At 40.4% G+C, this 22,029-nt stretch carries 15 protein-coding genes; 8 read left to right on the top strand and 7 right to left on the bottom strand.

The genetic code is table 11. The annotated features are described in order from the left end of the window. Window positions 1-6 precede the first annotated feature (6 nt). Window positions 7-420: a hypothetical protein gene (locus tag B3E00_RS18815; protein WP_293939665.1), complete on the top strand. Its 414-nt coding sequence runs from the start codon at window positions 7-9 to the stop codon at window positions 418-420. Beyond that, a complete protein-coding gene (locus B3E00_RS18810; protein ID WP_293939664.1) occupies window positions 317-1,282 on the top strand; it encodes an IS3 family transposase in 966 nt (321 codons plus the stop codon). The genes B3E00_RS18815 and B3E00_RS18810 overlap by 104 nt, the downstream gene beginning before the upstream one ends. A gap of 212 nt (window positions 1,283-1,494) precedes the next feature. Here B3E00_RS18810 and B3E00_RS18805 read toward each other — a convergent pair whose 3' ends face one another. After that, a complete protein-coding gene (locus B3E00_RS18805) occupies window positions 1,495-4,131 on the bottom strand; it encodes a valine--tRNA ligase (RefSeq protein ID WP_293939663.1) in 2,637 nt (878 codons plus the stop codon). Between the two features lie 287 nt (window positions 4,132-4,418). Between B3E00_RS18805 and B3E00_RS18800 the strand changes: the two genes are divergently transcribed. Beyond that, a complete protein-coding gene (locus B3E00_RS18800; RefSeq protein ID WP_293882227.1) occupies window positions 4,419-6,299 on the top strand; it encodes an LTA synthase family protein in 1,881 nt (626 codons plus the stop codon). Between the two features lie 4 nt (window positions 6,300-6,303). After that, window positions 6,304-8,229, top strand: coding sequence for an LTA synthase family protein (locus B3E00_RS18795; RefSeq protein WP_293939662.1), 1,926 nt, complete (start codon window positions 6,304-6,306; stop codon window positions 8,227-8,229). A gap of 12 nt (window positions 8,230-8,241) precedes the next feature. On the opposite strand, the gene B3E00_RS18790 is transcribed toward B3E00_RS18795, so the two are convergent. The 4 genes from B3E00_RS18790 to B3E00_RS18775 all read right to left on the bottom strand — a co-directional run bounded on the left by B3E00_RS18790 (window position 8,242) and on the right by B3E00_RS18775 (window position 15,100). Beyond that, complete coding sequence (locus B3E00_RS18790) at window positions 8,242-9,306, bottom strand: hypothetical protein (RefSeq protein ID WP_293882231.1); 1,065 nt, start codon at window positions 9,304-9,306, stop codon at window positions 8,242-8,244. A gap of 294 nt (window positions 9,307-9,600) precedes the next feature. Next, window positions 9,601-10,839, bottom strand: a complete 1,239-nt coding sequence (gene odhB / locus B3E00_RS18785) for a 2-oxoglutarate dehydrogenase complex dihydrolipoyllysine-residue succinyltransferase (RefSeq protein WP_293882233.1) — start codon at window positions 10,837-10,839, stop codon at window positions 9,601-9,603. 63 nt (window positions 10,840-10,902) lie between these two features. Further along, window positions 10,903-13,644, bottom strand: a complete 2,742-nt coding sequence (locus tag B3E00_RS18780; RefSeq protein ID WP_293939661.1) for a 2-oxoglutarate dehydrogenase E1 component — start codon at window positions 13,642-13,644, stop codon at window positions 10,903-10,905. A 181-nt stretch (window positions 13,645-13,825) separates the two neighbouring features. Further along, complete coding sequence (locus B3E00_RS18775) at window positions 13,826-15,100, bottom strand: deoxyribodipyrimidine photo-lyase (RefSeq protein WP_209578966.1); 1,275 nt, start codon at window positions 15,098-15,100, stop codon at window positions 13,826-13,828. Window positions 15,101-15,412: 312 nt separating this feature from the next. Between B3E00_RS18775 and B3E00_RS18770 the strand changes: the two genes are divergently transcribed. From B3E00_RS18770 to B3E00_RS18760, 3 genes are all read left to right on the top strand, one after another. Further along, window positions 15,413-16,282 carry a hypothetical protein gene (locus B3E00_RS18770; RefSeq protein ID WP_293939659.1) on the top strand — a complete coding sequence of 290 codons (870 nt, stop codon included), beginning with the start codon at window positions 15,413-15,415 and terminating at the stop codon, window positions 16,280-16,282. A gap of 144 nt (window positions 16,283-16,426) precedes the next feature. Continuing rightward, the gene (locus B3E00_RS18765) at window positions 16,427-18,265 is read left to right on the top strand and encodes a UbiD family decarboxylase (protein ID WP_293888909.1); all 1,839 of its coding nucleotides are present in this window, start codon (window positions 16,427-16,429) and stop codon (window positions 18,263-18,265) included. 53 nt (window positions 18,266-18,318) lie between these two features. Continuing rightward, a complete protein-coding gene (locus B3E00_RS18760; RefSeq protein ID WP_293939658.1) occupies window positions 18,319-18,654 on the top strand; it encodes a HopJ type III effector protein in 336 nt (111 codons plus the stop codon). A 151-nt stretch (window positions 18,655-18,805) separates the two neighbouring features. Here the strand turns inward: B3E00_RS18760 and B3E00_RS18755 are convergent, their stop codons facing one another. Both B3E00_RS18755 and B3E00_RS18750 read right to left on the bottom strand, forming a co-directional pair. Beyond that, on the bottom strand, window positions 18,806-19,267 hold the full coding sequence (locus B3E00_RS18755; protein WP_293939656.1) for a VOC family protein: 462 nt from the start codon (window positions 19,265-19,267) through the stop codon (window positions 18,806-18,808). A gap of 161 nt (window positions 19,268-19,428) precedes the next feature. After that, a complete protein-coding gene (locus B3E00_RS18750; RefSeq protein ID WP_293882247.1) occupies window positions 19,429-20,016 on the bottom strand; it encodes a Crp/Fnr family transcriptional regulator in 588 nt (195 codons plus the stop codon). 235 nt (window positions 20,017-20,251) lie between these two features. Between B3E00_RS18750 and asnB the strand changes: the two genes are divergently transcribed. Then, window positions 20,252-21,940: an asparagine synthase B gene (asnB, locus tag B3E00_RS18745; RefSeq protein ID WP_209578960.1), complete on the top strand. Its 1,689-nt coding sequence runs from the start codon at window positions 20,252-20,254 to the stop codon at window positions 21,938-21,940. The last annotated feature ends 89 nt before the right edge of the window (window positions 21,941-22,029 follow it).

The raw sequence follows: 22,029 nt of genomic DNA, 5'->3' as shown, positions 1-22,029 counted from the left end.
GGAAACATGAATGAACAAGCCTTATCAAGATTTGAATTCGAAGAAGAATTTAAAGAGAAATTAGTAGAGCTGGTGCTTTATAAAAATCTATCAGCAGAACAAACTGCAAAAAAGTACGGACTCCCCAATACGACGATCTTAATCAATTGGATTAACAATTATAAACGCAAATTAGAAAAGGGAGCCGTAACTTTAGTACCTATGGAAAAGCCAGGAACAAAAGACGTTACCGCTCTAAAAAAACGGATCAAGGATCTGGAGAAAGCTTTAGAAAAAGCCAATGTGCTAATTTACGGTCTTAACTTTATGATTGACCATGCTGAAAAGGAGAACAAAATTGCGATCCGAAAAAAAGTGGTACCAAACAATAAAGCTAATCAAAAAGCATGTGACAAGGATGGGAGTCGGTCCACTTTGTAAATTGTTTGGTAAAAGCCGACAAGCTTATTACGATCATATATGGCATCTTCACGACCATACTGATCAGGAAAATCTGGCTGTAGACATGGTTCGCCTTGTTCGCCGTGAACTACCTGGGTTAGGTGGTCACAAGCTTTATAAATGTCTATATACTCCTTTCCGAAGTAATGGAATAAATATTGGTAGAGACAAGTTATACAAGGTGCTCAAAAAACATAGATTATTGATAGACAGGAAAAAGAAGCGTGCGCCAGTAACCACGAATTCAAATCATTCCTATCTGAAATATCCTAACCTAATCAAAGAGTTAGCACCTACGCGTAGTAATGAATTATGGGTTTCAGATATTACATATATTTCAGTAGGCTATGATTTCAATTATCTTTCTCTCATAACTGATGCATACTCGAGAAAAATTATGGGCTATTGCCTTCATCCCCAGCTGACTGCTCAAGGGGCAATTAAAGCTCTGCAAATGGCACTCAAGGAAAAACCGGCCCCCAATACTCTGATTCATCATTCGGATCGAGGTGTGCAGTACTGTTCCTTCGACTATATACTAAGGTTGAAAAAAGCGGGTGTAAAAATCAGTATGACAGAAAACGGAGAGGCTTATGAAAACCCTATTGCAGAAAGAATTAATGGTATATTAAAAACAGAATTTAAACTCAAAAGGGTATTTTCTTCAAGGAGTGAAGCCCTGTTGGAAGTGACTAAAAGTATAGAATCGTATAATCATTTGCGTCCGCACATGAGTTGTGATTTTCTAACACCTGCGGTAGCACATGTAACAGATGTACCATTAATCAAGCGTTGGAAAAACTGTAGGAAAAAATATAAAAGTTTACAAAAAAACAATTAAATTCATAATATCAATTCACCCACCAAAACTGTAAAGTAAGAACCGTATTAGACCTTTTGTAAACCTTTTTCAGGAATGGACAAGGCGGTAACACCTTAAAAAAGTATAATCTAACGGCGAATTCAAGAAGAATGTGGATGTTTCAATTGGGCGGTATGCAAAAAAAAGTCCCGTGCATTACACGGGACCTGATCACCTGTATCGTTTAGGTGTTAACCTAATGTTATTAAACTTTCTTGCAGTATTTTAATCTTAGCTTCTGCGTCAGCTTTTTTGCTTTTCTCGTTTTCGACAATTTCAGGTTTTGCATTTTGTACAAATCGCTCATTAGAAAGCTTCTTGTCTACCGAAATTAGGAAACCCTTTAAGTATTCCAATTCTTTCTCAATGCGTTCACGCTCGGCATCCGCATCAACATTGTTTTCCAAAGTCACATAACATTCATCTTTGCCGGCAAGGAAACTGGCAGCACCTGCAATTTTCTCAGAGACAAAAGTCACGTCCTCCAAATTGGCAATCTTAGTGATGATAGCAATGTATTGTTTCAAGTTGATCTCAGATTGCTGATTGATCGCTAATGGCAACGCAATTTTAGGGGAGATACCTTTAGAATTACGGATATTACGAATCTCAGAAATGATCTGTTGTGCGACAGCGAAATCTTTAATAAGCTGCTCATCAAAGGCATCTGCCGTCGGATAGGGAGCGACGATAATGCAATCTTTCTCCTCTTTTATTCCGAACAATTCGTCGTGCCATAATTCTTCCGTCAGGAAAGGCATGAAAGGGTGCACCAGCGTAAGTATACGTTGAAAAAATGATTTTACCGTGTCTAAGGTTTCGCCAGAAATCGGTGAGCCGTAAGCCGGTTTTACTAATTCAAGATACCAGGCGCAAAAGTCATCCCATACTAATTTATAGGTTGTCATCAGCGCATCTGATAAACGATAATGCTTAAAGTTTTCCTCGATATCGACCAAAGACTGATTTAATCTTGCCTCAAACCAGGCAGCCGCAATTTTATCGGACGCCGAAGCTGGTGCGGCGGTGATTTCCCAGCCTTTAACCAAGCGGAAAGCATTCCAGATTTTATTGGCAAAATTCCGTCCCTGTACACAGAGTTCAACATCGAAAGGTAGGTCATTACCCGCTGGAGCAGTTAATAACATCCCCATTCTCGTCGCATCGGCACCGTATTCGTTCATCAAATCAATCGGGTCAGGTGAGTTGCCCAGCGATTTGGACATTTTGCGGCCGAGTTTGTCCCGTACAATCCCAGTAAAATAAACATTTTCAAAAGGCAATTGTCCGCGGAATTCATATCCTGAAACGATCATACGTGCTACCCAGAAAAAGATGATATCGGGGGCAGTGACCAAATCTTGGGTTGGGTAATAATAATTTATTTCTGGATTTTCTGGTTCATTGATACCATTGAAGACCGAAATTGGCCATAACCACGCTGAAAACCACGTGTCAAGGACATCTTCGTCTTGACGGAGATCTTCTGCTTGAAGATTTGCATTGCCCGACTTTTCTTGCGCTAATACCAGTGCTTCTTCAACTGTTTGTGCAACCACAAAGTCTTCGTTGCCATCGCCATAGAAATATGCCGGTATTTGATGGCCCCACCACAATTGTCTTGAGATATTCCAGTCGGTCACATTCTCCATCCAATTGCGGTAAATATTTTTGAATTTTGTCGGATGAAATTTGATGGTATCATCCATGACATTATCCAAAGCCGGTTTCGCAAGGTCTTCCATTTTAAGGAACCACTGATTGGAGATTTTGGGCTCGATCACCGCACCGGTTCGCTCTGAAGTCCCCACATTATTGGTATAATTCTCAACTTTTTCCAATAACCCCTTTTCCTCAAGCTCTTTCTCAATTTCCTTCCGGACTTTAAAACGATCCATACCAGCATAGTGTAAGCCGTTGTCGTTCAGCTTTGCTTCGTCAGTGAAGATATCCACAAACTCCAGATGGTGTTTTTTGCCGAGCGCATAGTCGTTTACATCGTGTGCTGGTGTAACTTTTAGACATCCGGTACCGAACTCCAAATCTACATATTCATCTTCAATGATGTTCACTTTTCTGCCTACGATCGGTACAATGACTTGCTTTCCTTTTAACCAGGTGTAGCGTTCATCGTTGGGATTGATACAGACCGCTGTGTCACCAAAAATTGTTTCGGGACGGGTCGTTGCAACAACAATGTATTGATCAGTACCATCAACCTGATATTTCAGGTGATATAATTTACCATTTTTCTCTTTATAAATAACTTCTTCGTCGGAAATATTTGTTTTTGCTTCCGGATCCCAATTGACCATGCGGTAGCCCCGATAAATCAATCCTTTGTTATACAGATCTACAAATACGCGGATAACAGATTGATACAACTCTGGGTCCATCGTAAAACGCGTGCGATCCCAGTCACAGGAAGCACCAAGTTTTTCCAATTGTTTCAGAATAATACCACCATATTTTTCTTTCCATTCCCAAGCATGCTTTAAGAAATCTTCGCGGGATAACGATCGTTTGTCAATTCCTTGTTCTTTCAACATAGCGACGACCTTGGCTTCAGTAGCAATGGAGGCGTGATCGGTCCCCGGTACCCAACAGGCGTTTTTCCCCTGCATACGTGCTCGGCGAATCAAAACATCTTGAATGGTATTATTTAGCATATGCCCCATGTGCAACACTCCAGTGACGTTTGGAGGAGGCATCACAATCGTGTAAGGTTCACGTTCGTCAGGGGTGGAACGGAAAAATCCGTTCGCTTTCCAATAGCTGTACCACTTTTCTTCAGCTTCTTTTGGATTATAAGTTTTCGCTATGCTCATTTTAAATTTTCTATTCAAACTTTTAAGGAACACAAAAGTAAGTATTTCTATGTTATTTTCCTTAGTTATCAGCTGATCTTGTGCGCAAACAAAAAGATGCTATCCATCACGTATCGGCAATTCATTCAAACACCATCCTGCTTTAGCAGAAGAGTTTGCTATTTACGCGGTATACTACCTCAGGGGTACTTTATAATTTTTTAATCTTTTATTCATATTACTAAGTAATTAGCCTGTATTTCATGTAAATTAATGTAAATTTGCCTGTTTTATTTTTACGCGAAAGAATGCAACGATTTGCTAAAGAGTTGAGAGCTTTAACACAGTATTTTCTATTCTGGTTAATTATCTGTTTTATAGATAGATTGATTTTTGTTACTGCTTTTTTTGAGAAAATTGGTTTTTCCAATATTACAGAGGTTTTCAGAATTTACTATCATGGCCTCAATCTGGATTTCTCTGCTGTTTCTTACATATGTGCACTACCCTTCCTTGTGTATTGTATATTAAGTTTTTTTCCAAAGCTCAAACCCAAAAGGCGGATCTTGGATGTCTATACCATTATTGTGCTGGTTTTATTTTTTGTGACAAGCTTTATCAATGTCAATATCTACCGGGAATGGGGCGACAAGATTTCCAAGCGTGCGATTGATTCTTTTTTGGCCTCACCTTCAGGAGCAGTAGCTTCGGCAGAAGCCACGCCGGTATTTCTTCCAATCGTCGGCATGGTGATCGGCATATTGTGTGGCTATTTTTTATACCGCTGGATGTTTAAAAAGGTATTCTTTTTCAATATCAAATCTCCGGTTGGTAATATCTTTAAACTGCTCGTCGGAATGTTTGTCCTTTTCACGTTTATTCGCGGCGGTTATGGGCGGGCAACATTAAACCCCAGTAAAGCTTATTATTCGGAAGATACATTTTATAATCATGCGGCAGTCAATACGCAATGGGCTTTTTTACGCGATTTCTTTGCTAAAAATACCAAACTGAAAAACCCATATAGTTACTATAGCGATCAGAAAGAGATCGCAGACAAACTACGGCCCGCCTTTCAGCATCAGCCCGATTCGGCGGTTCAGGTGCTTTCAACGACTCGTCCGAATGTGGTTTTTATTATGTTAGAAAGTTTTGTCGGAGACCTCATCCAGTCCCTCGGGGGGGAGAAGGGAATTACTCCACACATGGAAGAGTTGATCAAAGGGGGGATTTTGTTTGACCATATTTATTCTGCTGCTGATCGATCTGACAAAGGAATGGTTGCGATATTGAGTGGCTTTCCGGCGCAAGGCCCGGAAAGTATTATTAAATATATTGATAAACATGAAAATATGCCTGCAATTGGGCAAGAGCTTGATCATGCAGGTTACGAAACATCCTTTTACCACGGTGGACAAAGTGAGTTTTACAATTTTAAATCGTATATGCTGACACATGGGATAGCTAAGGTTGTGGACAATGCTAATTTTGGCTTGGATGCTGAACGTGCCTCGTGGGGGGTATATGACCATGTGGTTTTTAATCGGATGATCAACGACTTCAAAAAGGAAAAACAGCCTTTCTTTTCTACGATCTTTACCTTGGTCAATCACGAGCCATTCGATTTAAAAAACGGTTATAAATTTGGCAATGCTACCAATGCAGATAAGTTTAGAAGCACAGCATATTACACGGATTCAGTAGTGTATGACTTTATCTCAAAAGCCAAAAAAGAAGCTTGGTATAAGAATACTCTTTTTGTTATTGTAGCTGATCATGGACACCGCCTTCCTTCAGAAAAATGGGAGCTATTCCATCCTAATCGCTTTCATATTCCATTGATTTTTTTCGGAGATGTTATCAAGCCCGAGTTTCGGGGGAAAATTTTCAGCAGAATTGGCAATCAGACAGATTTGGCAGCAACGTTATTGACCCAATTGAAACTTCCAACCGAACGTTACCACTGGAGCCGGGATTTGTTTAATCCAACGACACCTCAAATTGCCTTTTATAATTCCAAAGATGCCTTTGGAGTGATTACTCCAGAACAAGCTGTTTCATTTGATAATGTGGGAAGGATAATCAACTATAGATCGAACAAGGAATATCCAGTGAGCAAAACAGATAGTTTGTTGAATATCGGTAAAGCGTATTATCAAGAGGTATATCGTGAATTTTTAAAATATTAGGACTATGAAATTAAAAGGAGTACTTGCACCGTATTTTGCTGTCGCAATTCGTTTTATCTTTCTTTTGGTCATTTATGCGTTGTTAAGATTGGGGTTTTATGGCATCAATGCCTCCTTATTTCCGCACGTCGATGCGGGTAAGCTCCTGGTGATGTTTGCCGGTGGTGTGCGTTTCGACATTGTAGCCCTGCTGTATTTAAATATTCTTTATATTGTGATGATGACTGTTCCGGGACCGTTTAAGGATAACCGGGTCTATCAGCAAGTCGCGAAATGGATCTTCGTTGTGGTCAATTCAATAGGAATAGCCTTGAACCTGATTGATTTTGCCTATTATCCCTTTACACTCAAAAGAACTACAGGTACAGTAATCGATCAATTTTCAAATGAATCAAACTTGATGAAACTGGCCTTTGATTTTTGTTTGGACTATTGGTATCTTATCGTACTATTGGCTCTTATCGTGTATGGCCTGATGAGATCCTATCAGCTTATTCAGCTGGAAAAGATCAAGAAATATAACTGGAAGTCATTTTTGATCCAAGTACCTTTGTTTCTATTGACCGCCTTTCTTTTCATTGGTGGGGTACGTGGGGGCTGGGCCCATAGCACGCGTCCCATTACGTTAAGCAATGCCGGAGATTATGTAGAAACACCAGAAGAAATGAATATTGTACTGAACACACCATTCAGTATATTGAAAACATTAAAAGCTGTAAATCTGAAACCTGTTCATTATTATTCTGACCAAGAGCTTGAGCAGTTATACAATCCCATTCATATACCAAAAGCAGACCAGCCTTTTGCAAAGAAAAATGTCGTCGTTCTGATTTTGGAGAGTTTTGCAAAAGAACATTTTGGCGAATTGAATAAAGATATCCAAGGTGGAAAATACAAAGGTTATACGCCTTTTTTGGATTCATTGATCCGCCATGCTTACACTTTTACAGATACGTATGCCAATGGGCGTAAGTCAATTGATGCACTACCATCCGTGATTACCGGAATTCCTTCGATAGGTGAACCTTTTGTACTTTCCATATACTCGGGAAATGAAACCACGAGCTTAGCAAAGCTGTTGGGTAAGAAAGGGTATGAGACGGCCTTTTTCCACGGGGCACCTAATGGCAGTATGGGCTTTTCGGCTTATATGAAATTGGCAGGCATTCAGCATTATTTTGGTAAGAATGAATATAACAATGATGCGGACTTTGATGGCATATGGGGAATCTGGGATGAACCTTTTTTGCAATTTGTCGCAAACAAGATCAATACTTTTCATCAACCATTTTTCGTCAGTTTCTTCTCATTATCCTCACATCATCCGTTTAAAGTACCCGAAAAATATCAGGGAAAATTTCCAAAAGGACCTTTGCCAGTACAAGAGCCCATTGGATATACCGATAATGCGCTGCGCGAATTTTTTGCGACAGCATCTAAAATGCCCTGGTACAAGAACACCGTCTTCGTGATTTGTGCAGACCATGCTACTGTAAGCTACCTGCCAGAATATCAAACGGCAGCAGGGGGCTTCCAAATTCCTATTATATTTTATGCACCAGGCGATAACCTAGTTGGCAAAGCGGATAAACTGGTACAGCAAATAGATATTATGCCGACGATTTTAAATTATTTGCATTATGATGAACCTTATTTTGCCTTTGGTTCGGATGCCTTCAAACCGGGTAAGGACAATTTTGTGCTCAATAACAATGCAGGGAGCTATAACCTTTATTATAAAGATTATATGATGTCCTATGATGGACTGAAAGTGACATCATTTTATGACTTAAAGAAGGACCGCTTGATGAAACAGGATCTACTGAAACAGCATCCCGCCGTACTGGATACGATGGAGACCAAAATGAAAGCATTTATTCAACAGTATAACAACCGCATGATTGAAAATAAGCTAACCTACAAAAAGTAGGCTGTCGGTTTTCTAGGTGGAAAACCTTGATCGGATGCTTCTGTCTATAATCAATAGAACCAGGTCGTAAATGATGTAGATCAAGGGTAAGGTGAAGATGACTAGCAGTATAAAGCCCCGGGATTTCTCCTCAAATGAACCGTTGATCAGATAGTTGGCCAGACTGGACCAAAACCAGCAGAAGAAATAGAAGGAGCTTGGAATAATTAGGTTTCCAATAAGCAGTGCATAGCGGTATTTGCCACCTTTGTATTTTAGATAAATACATCGGATATGTAGGTATAACAAAAATAGCGATCCGATCAGCGCAAGCAGTTCCGGGTGTACCCAAAGAATTGCTTTTGCTAACGGGGAGGTCTTCAAGCCGACTTCTATATGGAAACTCTCTTTCTTTTCTACCTGATCAATGTCCCAGTGCATGATTGAATCCGTTTTTAATTTGGAGGTTCCCAAATCCTGTGCAAGGACTTCCATGTCACCGTTTAGGTGGAGATACAGGTCAATTGGGCCAAAGGAAGACCAGTATCTGGAAGGAAATAAGAGGTAGTCAATTTCGTATCTGGTTCGGATATCGCGCCGGTCATAGCCCATATAAGCGCTGTATTGAACCTGAATATTGTTTTCGCCTTTGTGTAGCTTAGCGGTAAAATAAAATGCATCATTCAGCGAGATGCGCTTCCATTCATCGCTGTCGTAGCTGATTTCATAATAGCCATCCTTTAAACGTAAAAAAGGGAACTTCGAATCGGGCTGATCCATCCTCTTTGCTTTAATTTCTTTCTGATTGACAATGACCCGGTCCAATCCATCCATATTTAGCGCGAGAAATACGAGCGGTAATTCGATCTCTTCTTCAGCATGGATATTGTATACAATGCTGAAGTGACTACGATAGTCCGAATGATCATCAGTGCTGTCCAATAAAAGGCGGATGTCGATACGCTCATGGGTGACTTTTACCTTGCCGGCAGGGACGAGCTGTCCTGTTATGCTGTGCGGACTTCTTGGGTTTGCCATGTTGGCAAACAGTGTCGTTACAGTGAGTAATAGATATGCAGCTGTTATTAAAATTTTCATTTTGTTTGATAAGGTCTGCTTAATAATCAATTTCGCGTTTTTATAGGAGCTTTTATGTTATCAAGCCGGCTGTATATAGAGATATGCTTGATCTTTAACAAGATGAAAGTAAAAATTAAAAGGGAGAAATTAAAAAGGCGGTTTATATTCGGCTATCTCTGATTTATATTCGTTAAGTAGACCGTTTCTTTTTTGAAGGTTCTTTCTGGTCAATAAGATCAGACACTTTCAGAAAAAAAAGACCTATACCACAAAGGCATAGGTCTTTTTTATATTTCCAAACTTTATTGCGGTTTAAACACCCAACAATAAACGAGCTGGATCTTCTAATAATTGTTTTACACGTACCAAGAAGCTAACTGATTCACGACCATCAATGATGCGGTGGTCATAAGAAAGCGCGATATACATCATTGGACGGATCACCACCTGACCATTTTCAGCAATAGGACGTTGGATGATGTTGTGCATACCCAAGATTGCCGATTGTGGCGCGTTGATGATTGGCGTAGACATCATTGATCCGAATACACCACCATTGGTAATTGTAAATGTACCACCAGTCATTTCGTCGATCGTTAATTTGTTGTCACGTGCTTTACCTGCCAATGCGGCAATTGCTTTTTCGATCTGCTCCAATGACATGGCATCAGCGTTACGGATAACTGGAACTACCAATCCTTTAGGTGCAGAAACCGCGATTGAAACATCTGCGAAATCAGAATATACAATTTCGTTATCTTCAATACGTGCATTGACAGCAGGCCATTCAGCTAACGCAGTTGTTACTGCTTTTGTAAAGAATGACATAAAACCTAGACCGATACCAAATTTCTCTTTAAAAGTATCTTTATATTTGGCACGTAAATCCATGATCGGCTGCATATTGACTTCATTGAATGTTGTCAACATCGCTGTTTCGTTTTTAACGGCAACTAAGCGTTTTGCGATCGTTTTTCTTAAGGAAGATAATTTCTCACGACGTTCGTTTCTAGAACCCGCCACGGGAGCAACTGTCGCAGCTGGAGCCGCAGCAGGTTTTGCTGCTGGTGCTGCAGCTTTAGCAACGGGTTGAGCTTTTTCGGCATCTTCTTTTGTGATGCGACCTTCTTTCCCTGTTCCTTTTATTGTAGAAGGATCAATTCCTTTTTCTCTTAAGATTTTTGCAGCAGCAGGAGAAGCTGTACCAGCAGCATAGCTATCTGGATCTTCCTCTTTCGCGGCAGCCGCTGGAGCAGCAGTTGATGATGCCTCCTTAGCAGGTGCAGCAGCTGGAGCTGAATCGCCAGTAGGGGCAGCACCCTCTTCAATTGTACAAACAACAGCACCGATTTCTAAAGTATCACCTTCTTGTGCAATGATTCTTAAGATACCTGCTTTTTCAGCTGGTAATTCAAACGTTGCTTTGTCTGATTCCAGTTCGGCGATGTTTTCATCCATCTCCACATAATCGCCATCTTGTTTCAACCATTGTGATAAGGTTACCTCCGTGATTGATTCACCTACGGTTGGTACTTTAATTTCTAAGCTCATATATAATGTTCTTTATTGACAATTGCGTCCTATAGCTAGGACGCAATTGATTTTAAATTGTTTTTATTCGAATGATTTATTTAAGATTGCTGCCTGTTGAGCAACGTGTTGCTTCATATAACCTGTTGCTGTACTTCCACTTTCTTTGCGGGCAACAAAACCTGTAAATGCAATCTCAGTACCCATGAGTTTACGGCAATAATAAGACCAAGCCCCCATGTTTTCGTTTTCTTCCTGAACCCAGACAAACTCTTTTGCTTTTGTGTATTTTTTGCGGATTGCTTTCAATTGATCTGTAGGGATCGGAAACAATTGCTCGACACGAACGATAGCAACATCTTTGCGCTTATCCGCCTCTTGTTTTTCTAATAAGTCGTAGTACACTTTACCCGAACAGAACAATACGCGTTTAACATCTTTTGCTGAAACATTAACATCGTCGATTACCTCTTGGAAAACACCTTCTGTAAAGTCTTTTAAAGGCGACACCACTTTTGGATGACGCAACAATGATTTTGGTGTAAATACAATCAACGGTTTGCGGAACTCGCGTACCAGTTGACGACGCAACAAATGGAAGTAGTTTGCAGGTAAAGTACAGTTGGCTAAGATCATATTTTCATCTGCACACAGCTCCAAGAATCTTTCGATACGTGCTGAAGAGTGCTCAGGACCCTGACCTTCCATACCGTGAGGAAGCATCATAACCAATCCGTTGGAGCGTTTCCATTTCGTCTCTGCACTAGATAGATATTGATCCACAATAATTTGAGCACCATTATAAAAATCTCCGAATTGCGCTTCCCAAATGGTCAATGAATTGGGATTAGAGGATGCATAGCCATATTCAAAACCCAAAACAGCATACTCGGAAAGTAAGGAGTTATAGATGGAGAATTTATCGCCGCCTTTCACATGAGCTAAAGGAACATATTTTTCTTCTGAATCTTCAAGCGTTAATACGGCATGACGGTGTGAGAAGGTACCACGTTGCACATCTTGCCCCGAAATACGCACACGGTTACCTTGATCCAATAATGTCGCGTAAGCCATCAATTCACCCATTGCCCAATCGTATGAATCCGTATCGATCATTTTGGCACGGTCTTCAAATAAACGCGTAATCTTACGGAAGAATTTTTTGTCAGCAGGTAAGGTTGTAATTTCTTTTGCTAATTTCAAAAATAGATCCTTTGCAACTTTGGTTTTATCGGAGGTTGTTAATACTTCACCTTTTTTAGCAGGACGCAATCCTTCCCATGCCCCTTTAAACATCGGAATCTCTTCAGTCAATACCTCAACTGTTTTAGATTCCTCAAATTTAGTCTGTAGTGCAGCTTTAAATTCCTTCTCGATAGTTTTGGAATATGCTTCGTCAATACTTCCTTCGGCAATTAATTTTTTAGCATAAACTTCTTTCGGGTTGGGATGCTTATCGATAAGTTTGTACAACAATGGCTGCGTGAATTTTGGTTCATCGGCCTCATTATGTCCAAATCTTCTATAACATAATAGATCGATAAAGACGTCAGTTTTGTATTTCTGACGGTATTCTACAGCTAAATTGATGGCGTATACTACTGCTTCAGCATCATCACCGTTGACATGGAATACAGGTGAAGAAGTGATTTTTGCGACGTCGGTACAATATGTACCCGAACGGGCATCCTTATAGTTTGTTGTAAATCCGATCTGGTTGTTGATGACAATATGTACAGTACCACCAGTTTTGTAACCATCTAGTTTCGACATCTGGGTTACTTCATACACGACACCCTGGCCAGCAATTGCCGCATCACCATGGATGATGATCGGTGCGATTTTAGAAGAATCTCCTTCGTATTTAAAATCGATTTTCGAACGAACCATACCTTCTACGATTGGATCTACCGTTTCCAGATGTGAAGGGTTAGGAGCCAAACTTAGGTGGACAGATTTGCCATCGTTGGTTTTGACTTCAGAAGAGAAACCCAAGTGGTATTTTACGTCACCACCAAAGTTTACTTCGGGATCGTCGGCATAAGTCTTACCTTCAAATTCAGAAAATACTGACTTGTAAGATTTACCCATAATATTGGTCAATACATTGAGACGGCCACGGTGAGCCATACCGATAACAAATTCCTGAATACCGATTTCTGCTCCTTTTTCGATAACAGAATCTAGCGCAGGGATTAAACTTTCGGCACCTTCAAGCGAAAAACGTTTTTGACCTAAAAACTTAGTACCCAAAAAGTTTTCGAATACAACAGCATGGTTTAATTTGTTTAAGATTCTCTTTTTGGTATCTAAAGAGAATTTAGGCATGTTACGATCCGCTTCCATACGGTCCTGTAACCATTTAATTTTCTCTGGGTTACGGATATATTTGAATTCTGCACCAATGGAACGGCAGTAAGTATCCTCTACCAATTGACGGATGTCTTTTAATGTTGCTGGACCTAAGCCTACTTCAACACCGGCATTGAAAACGGTACTCATGTCTGCTTCAGCAAGACCAAACGTCTCCAATTCCTTGCCAGGATAGTATTTACGTCGCTCACGCACAGGATTTGTGTGTGTGAATAGGTGGCCACGATCGCGGTAGCCGTTAATCATGTTCAGCACGTTGATTTCTTTCAAAACGTGCTCAGGAGTAGCTTCACCTACTGAACTTGTTGTTCCACCAGCATTTTGACCGAAATCAAAACCTTCAAAGAATTTTTGCCATCCGAAATCTACCGATTGGGGATCTTGCTTGTACGATTGATATAAGCCATCGACATAAGCCGAATCAGCATTACTCAAATATGTCAGATTGTCCATTTACAATTAAAACTATGAAATTTGTCAAAGTTATGAATAAAAAAAGAGTTTCTAATACTGAAATTGAATAATTTAATCAATAAATCTATCCAATTCTTAACATTTTTAGCATGATTTTAAAGGGGATTCCGGCGTGCTAAAAAGACCTTTTCCCTCGGAATTATTTATTTCCGAAGAAGATTTATTTAACCATTATTTCATCCAGTTTTGGAAGTCCATTCGGGAAATGAATTTTGATCAATTTTTGCCAATCCAATGCCTTATTATCTTTTTCACTCGTCCCCACGCCAGCGACATGAGACCATTGTCCATATACGGTGGCAGGAGAATAGTCCAGCAGGTGCTCCTCATACCAGGAAGCTCCACGAAGCCAATTGACACCGTACTCATGGACCAAATAACTGGCGGCAATAAAGCGTGCCTGATAGGGAATGTAGCCCGTCTTCTGCAATTGAATCATCACACTGTTTACAAAATCATGCTCTGTACGGCCAGATTTCCATTTATCAAATCGTTCGTCATCGCCGTCTGTGGATGGAAAACCCTGCGGTGCACTAGTTGTAAAGCCCTGTGATTTAAAAAATATATTCGGATATTTTTTTAGCATAAACCTAAAATAATCACGCCAAAGAAGTATGTCAATAATCTTCTCAAACCGTTTGTCCTTTCTGCCTTCACCCAATTTTTTGATATTTTGATATAAAAGGATAGGGGATAAGGCGCCTGAGGCAATAAAAGGACCGAGGATGAGCGGATCCTGATCCGTCTCTGGGTAGGTTGACAATAGCGCATGCATAATACTGAGTGCCGTGTCTTCGCCTCCGAGAATGTAAATGTCGTCGACAGATTTGATCTCCTCAGCTGAATAACCTAAGTCTTTCAGTGAGGGGATTTTGGTGTCCTCTAAATGGGGGGGCGTCAGGAAGTTGGTCGGTAATGGAATCGGTTGCCGGACTAAACTTTCTCGCTCAACTTTTTTCTTGAAAACAGAAAAACCATTGGGTATATCCTTGATCGGAAATGGAAGGTCTTCTTTGTGATAAAGGGTATGACCGATGAAATGCCGGAGATTTATTTTGCTGCTCCAAAGTCCACTTTCTACTTTTTCGGAAATAGAGGTCTCCCGAAGTGCTACTTCGCGGTGGTGATAAACTTCGTGAACTTGATACTTTTGTGCGATTCTAGGGATAATATCTTCAGGCTTTCCCACATAAGTCAACAAGTCGCTACCATGGCTCTTTAATTTTTCTTTTAAAGCCGTGACGGCTTCGATAACAAAGGCCGCTCGCAGAACACCAGTGTTCAAGTTGCCAAACTGATTTCGGTCGAAATATCGCGGGTCAAAACAATAAACGGGGATAATAAATGAACTTTTCTCAGAAGCTTGATAAAAAACCTCATTGTCATGAAGTCTTAAATCATTTCGAAACCAGATCATTGTAGCCCTTTTGTCCATAGAGGTGAAGATAAATACTTTTTAGTGCAGCCTATTTTCAGAAGATTTACAAATATATAAGGATATTGTGTTCTTGAAAGTATTAATTCATGAATTGACAAAAAAAGGACAATGACGGTCGCTACGAGGCTGGCTGAGTCTTTTTTATCGAAAAAAATAAAAATTAGTGTTAAACTTATTTGACGTTTTTCTGTTCTAAAATCAGAGTAAACACAGCTTACTAGCGGGGGTAGGATCATGTTTCATGACCACTATAGTGAGAACGAATTATAAAATCGGGATGGTTTCATAGCCATAAAATAGAGCATTCGAATGAAAAAGGTTTTAATCAGCGGGCTAAATACCTATTTGGGACGACGGGCATCCTGTTATCTGCAATCCAGCGATTTTGATGTGACGGGATTAGTCCGCAACTTATCTCTTTTTAATAGAATCGTGAAAGAACAGGTTACGGCTAAGCTTTTTGAACTCGACCTCTTAAGGAAAGGTGAGGCTTATGAGAATTTTGAAATCTCAGATCTTAATTTTGGAATTTATTTTACCCAAGTCCCTTCGCTGGATAATGATATACAGCTTCAGCTTGAATTGCTCGGTCTGCGCAATTTCGTGGAGCTTTGTAAGCGGGCAGGAAATAATCGTGTTATTTACGTCGCGCGGTTAATGGACGAACATTTCTTGGAGCCTGTGCGCAATCTTCTTGAAAATTTACGTGTGCAATATACCATTGTGATTAAAAGCAGTGTGGTGGGAAAAGAGAGTGTACTGAACCGAATATTTGCTAAGCTTGCGCGACGGCAAACTATATTTTATTGGAATTGGGTGGCTTCCCTAAAGTTTAGGCCACTTCCTCTGCTTGATGTATACCGTTGGCTGCGGGAAATGCCCTGGGAAAATAATTTTATATCTGAGGTCATCTACCTTGGCGGCAATGAGGAAATGACTTTTAGAGGCTTATTTTACCATTTTCTGAACTGCTCATCCGAACGTCCCAAAAAAGAGATCGGTGTGAATAAATTCTTTGCTAAACTTCTGTTAACAAGATTGAATGATATCAATAAAGAAGATATCGATGAGTTTAGAAGAGTGCTTTATTATGAAAAGAATGTCGATAATACTACTTGGCAGAAAATACAGGCATTTGAATTTACCCCTTTGAAAACCTATGTCTGCGTAGACAACTGATGTACCGTTCCGGGGGATATCGAAACAATAGTTTTTATAGCTGTTTTTTAGATAGGTGTTTTCGTATGTTATACCGGTTTTTATCCTGTATAATCAATAATTCTGTTAAATTTGTGGATTGACGTGGTGAAACAGATTTAATATATGGGATACAATAGTTTAGAAGCATGTGTTGCGGATCTTGAAAAGCATGGGCATTTGATCCGTATCAAAGAAGAGGTTGATCCTTATCTCGAAATGGCTGCAATTCATATGCGGGTATTTGATGTTGAGGGACCGGCCTTGTATTTTGAAAATATCAAAGGTACCACATTCCCTGCGGTGTCCAATTTGTTTGGTACGTTAGAACGTTCGAAATTTATGTTTCGCGATTCGCTGGATCACTTAAAGAAATTGGTGGACGTTAAAATGAATCCTGCTGCGGTGCTGAAAAACCCTTTCCAATATATTGGTTCGTCAATGACAGCTTTAGGGGCTCTACCCTGGAAAAGGAAGTCGGGTGCTCCTATTCTTCATGGAAAGACATCCATTAGTAAACTTCCGCAGATTGTCAACTGGCCCATGGATGGTGGTGCTTTTGTGACTATGCCGCAAGTGTATACCGAAGATGTCAGCAAGCCTGGTATCATGCATGCTAATCTCGGAATGTACAGGATTCAGCTTTCTGGTAATGATTATCTACCGGATCAGGAAATTGGTTTACATTATCAGTTGCATCGTGGCATAGGGATACATCAAACAAAGGCAAATGCACTGGGTAGACCTTTAAAGGTGAGTATTTTTGTCGGTGGACCTCCTGCACATCCTTTAGCTGCTGTAATGCCATTGCCGGAAGGACTTTCTGAGATGATTTTCGCGGGCGCATTGGGGAATAGAAGATTCCGTTATTTCTATGATGATGAAGGTTTTTGTATTTCGGCAGATGCTGACTTTGTAATTACAGGTACTGTTTATCCGAATGAAAATAAGCCAGAAGGTCCATTTGGTGACCATATTGGATATTATAGCCTGACCCATCCATTCCCATTGATGAAAGTGCACAATGTGTACCATAAGAAAAATCCGATTTGGTCTTTTACGGTTGTGGGGCGTCCACCGCAGGAAGATACCAGCTTTGGCGCTTTAATCCACGAAATTACGGGAGCAGCTATTCCACAGGAGATTTCAGGCCTTCATGCTGTTAATGCTGTGGATGCCGCTGGGGTACACCCCTTGCTTTTCGCCATAGGTTCTGAACGTTATACGCCTTACCAACGTGTGGATAGACCACAGGAAATTCTAACAATAGCGAATCAAATACTCGGGAAAAACCAGCTTAGTCTTGCTAAATATTTGTTTATTTCAGCGCATGAGGATAATCCGCAACTGGATATTTATGATATTCCAGCTTTTTTGGGGCATATTCTTGAGCGAATAGACCTGACCCGTGATGTTCACTTTCAAACCAATACGACAATTGATACTTTAGACTATTCTGGAGAAGGATTAAATGCGGGCTCAAAGGTCGTCTTTGCCGCTGCCGGATCGAAGAAAAGAACCCTCGGACGTGAATTGCCGTCTCACTTTGAACTGCCGCGGCCATTCAACCAGGCGAAATTTGTGATGCCCGGTGTGATAGCGATCGATGGTCAGGCATTCTCTAGTTATGACAATGAATTGAAGATTATGGAAGAATGGTGCCATGCTGCAGCAGGCAGTTTCTGGGAGGGGTTTCCGTTGGTTGTTTTATGCGATGATGCGAACTTTACCGCCGCTTCGGTCAATAACTTTGTTTGGACAACGTTTACCAGAAGTAATCCTGCATTTGATATTTACGGGATACACAGCTTTACGGATTTTAAACATTGGGGTTGTGAAGGTCCCTTGATTATTGATGCGCGAACAAAACCCCACCATGCTCCGGCTTTGATCAAAGACGAAGCAGTGGAAAAACGTGTTGATCAGCTTGGAGCAAGGGGAAAATCACTGCATGGAATTATTTAAGAACGCCTAATGCCTATTCATTTACAATAAAATTTACAAGGAGCAACCTTAAGATGAAGACAGAAGAATTATTGAATAAAGTAAAAGAAAATGAATTACCCTTTCAGGAAGTGCTGACGCATATTGCTGATCAGTATAGCTATACGCCCAGTGCATTTCAAAATGGGACGTTGAAAAATTTAAAAGAAGAAAATCAAGGGAGTGCAAAAGTGTTCTATTTCGCCAAGCTGAATAATCTGTCTCCCGAAGATACATTGTGTCTTTTTGCCGAACATTATCAGCATGTACTCGATGATCCAGCGGGAGATAGCCATCAGAATATTCGTCAATTTAGGACAAATGGCTGGGATGGGATCTCGTTTGAGCAAGAGGTATTGGTAAAGAAATAATAGCAATCTGAAGGGGGGAAGCTCGAGATGAAATAGACGCTTGCTGTAGCGGCAGTTTCGATTGAGGTGCAAAGTCATAGAAAAAAGAAAGGGCGGTAAACTGTTGTTATCGCCCTTTTTCGCCAGATATATTGCTAACTGTTTGGCTTGCTTAAGGCTTACTTTCGCAATCTTCTTCTTTATTTCCACCAAAGTAAACCATCCAGCAAATGCCGAACTGGTCTTGAAAAGCGCTGTACAGTTCGGCGAAAAATGTTTCTCCGAGGGGCATTTCGACCAACTTTGCATCGGTAGTTAACGCATCATATAATGTCCTTGCCTCTGTCGTGCTTTCACACATGAGCATGACATAGCTGTTGTTTCCTGGAATATAGTGTTGTCCAAAAGCGGGGACAACATCAGCGCCCATCAGCATGCTATCTCCATTGATGGAAATTGCGGTATGACAGATTTTATTTTTTGCTTCGTCCGGAACTGGAGGCATTTGTGGATCAGCAGGAATATCTCCGTAGCGCATGTAACCTGGGTTCTTTGTGTTGAACACTTTTTCATAAAAATTGAAAGCTTCTTCGCAATTTCCGTTAAAATTTAAATAAGCGTGTAATTTTGCCATAATCTCTGATTTTGAATGTACATTACTTTTTGGGCTTCCTATATTCATCTTGCTATCCTATTGAAGCGATTACATGTAGCCAAGAAAGCTTTAGTAAAAATAACCTGAAACCTGCTTAAAAAACTTGCCTTAAGACAAGTTTGAAAAAAATAGCACGCTAATCAGGAAAAGGGCCAATTCCCTTGAGCAATTTCTTTGCGGATACGACTTAAAGAAGTATCAGTAATGCCCAGATAAGAGGCAATATGCTTGAGTGGTGCTTGCTGTATCAATAGGGGTTTTTCTTTCATGAGGTGAAGATAACGTGCCGTTGCCGGTTCGGTAATCATAGCGATAGCTCTATTTTTACTGTGAACAAGCTCTTTTGCCATCCAGGATCGGCCCCATTCCCTAAATCCAGGAATCTGATGAAAGAGTTCCTGAAAATCTTCGAATTTTATTTTCCAAAGACGGGTTTCCACGAGTGCCTGAATATTTTCAACCGTTGGACTGCGTTGAAAAAAGGAGGCCACTTCAATGACTATCTCCTTTTCAATGCAGAATCCGGTAGTTACTTCATTACCATTGAAATCATGTAAAAAAGAACGTGTGAGCCCGTGCTCAATCAGGTAGTAGGCATTTGAAACCTGCCCTTTGGTCAATATAAAGTCGCCCTTTTTGACGGTAATGGGCGCATGTTTTTCAATAATAGCAGTTAATTCCTCTGGTGTGAGCGCTAGCTCGCTGTAAAAGGTTCTGATTGGATCCATGTCCTGGTTATTTGATTATAAGCTCAATTTAATCATTAATGTCCATACCAAGTGCAGATCTGTTGTGTGATTATTTTAAACAAACAAGTGTTTCATTGATAATTTTGTTTGTTTTGAAAACTATTTTTAATAAAAATATAATAAAAATTAAAAATTATTATGAATTTAGTTTTTAATTGTTTTACTTTGTGTCAATAACATAATGTAAAAACGAAATCTTTAAAAAGTTCATAATATGTGTGGAATTATTGGCGCTTTTGAATTAAAGCAACCTGCAAGCTCATTGAGATCTCAAGTATTGGAAATGTCAAAACGTATTCGTCACCGTGGTCCTGACTGGTCGGGTATCTTCACTGGCGAAAAAGCTTTGTTGGCACACGAGCGATTAGCTATCGTTGATCCTAAATCGGGAAGTCAACCTTTGTACAGTCCAGATGGTCAAGTTGTACTGGCAGTTAATGGCGAGATCTATAACCACCATGAATTAAGAAATAGTCTTCCCGATTATGAATTTTCGACACAAAGTGATTCTGAGGTTGTGTTGGCTTTATACTTAGCCAAAGGGCCTTCATTTGTTGACGAATTGAATGGTATTTTTAGTTTTGCACTTTATGATTCGCGTGACGATTCATTTTTTGTTGCTCGTGACCATATGGGGATTATTCCCTTATATTATGGTAAAGATAAAGAGGGGCAGTTGTTTGTCGCATCGGAATTAAAATCACTGGAAGGTTTCTGTGAGACGATCGAACAGTTTCCTCCGGGACATTACTTGTATAGTAAAACCGGAACAGTTCCACAGCGCTGGTACCAACGCGATTGGGAAAGTTATGATACAGTAAAAGATAACGAAACTGATATCGCTGTTTTGCGCAAAGGATTGGAAGATGCGGTGCATCGTCAGTTAATGTCTGATGTGCCCTATGGTGTATTGCTTTCTGGAGGTTTGGATTCATCTGTTATTGCTGCTGTAACGAAGAAGTTTGCGTCTAAACGTATTGAGAGTGACGATCAGGAAGATGCTTGGTATCCTCAATTGCATTCATTTGCGGTAGGTTTGAAAGGTGCCCCAGATTTAATTGCGGCAAAAAAAGCTGCTGATCATATTGGCACGATACATCACGAAATTAATTTTACGATCCAGGAGGGGTTGGATGCTATCCGTGATGTAATCTATCACTTGGAAACGTATGACGTTACAACAGTCCGTGCTTCGACACCAATGTATCTATTGGCGCGTGTAATCAAATCGATGGGAATTAAAATGGTATTGTCAGGCGAAGGTTCGGATGAACTTTTTGGTGGGTATCTCTATTTTCATAAAGCACCCAATGCACAGGAATTTCACGAGGAAACTGTACGCAAGCTAAAAAAACTTTATCTATATGATTGTCTTCGCGCAAATAAATCACTCGCGGCTTGGGGGGTTGAGGGACGTGTGCCTTTCTTGGACAAAGAATTCATGGATATTGCCATGCGCATCAACCCTTCCGATAAAATGATCCGTGATGGAAGAATGGAAAAATGGGTGGTACGTAAAGCTTTTGAAGACTATCTGCCCGAGAGCATCGCTTGGCGCCAGAAAGAGCAATTTTCTGATGGTGTAGGCTACAGCTGGATCGATACATTGAAAGAGCAGGCTGAAAGTAAAGTTTCTGATCAGGAATTTGCCGAGGCTTCGACGCGCTTCCCGATAAACACACCGAAAAATAAAGAAGAGTTTTTATATCGGACAATTTTCGAATCACATTTTCCGTCAACAGCAGCAGCACAAACTGTTCCTTCAGTAAAATCTGTTGCATGTAGTACGCCCGAAGCGTTGGCATGGGATGCTTCTTTCCAGAACCTGAACGACCCTTCGGGTAGAGCGGTGGCTTCTGTGCACCAAGAGAGCTACGAAAAATCCAAAGTGGAAGCCGTGTAACTAATCAACCTTCATATCTATATTTTTAGTAAAGCCTGGAAAGTATCTTTTCAGGCTTTTTTTATTCTTTCTTTTGTCATTTCCGAGCC

Origin of the sequence: Sphingobacterium sp. UBA5996, assembly GCF_002429765.1 — a bacterium.
GTDB lineage: Bacteria > Bacteroidota > Bacteroidia > Sphingobacteriales > Sphingobacteriaceae > Sphingobacterium.
This window is presented reverse-complemented; position numbering and strand designations above follow the sequence as displayed.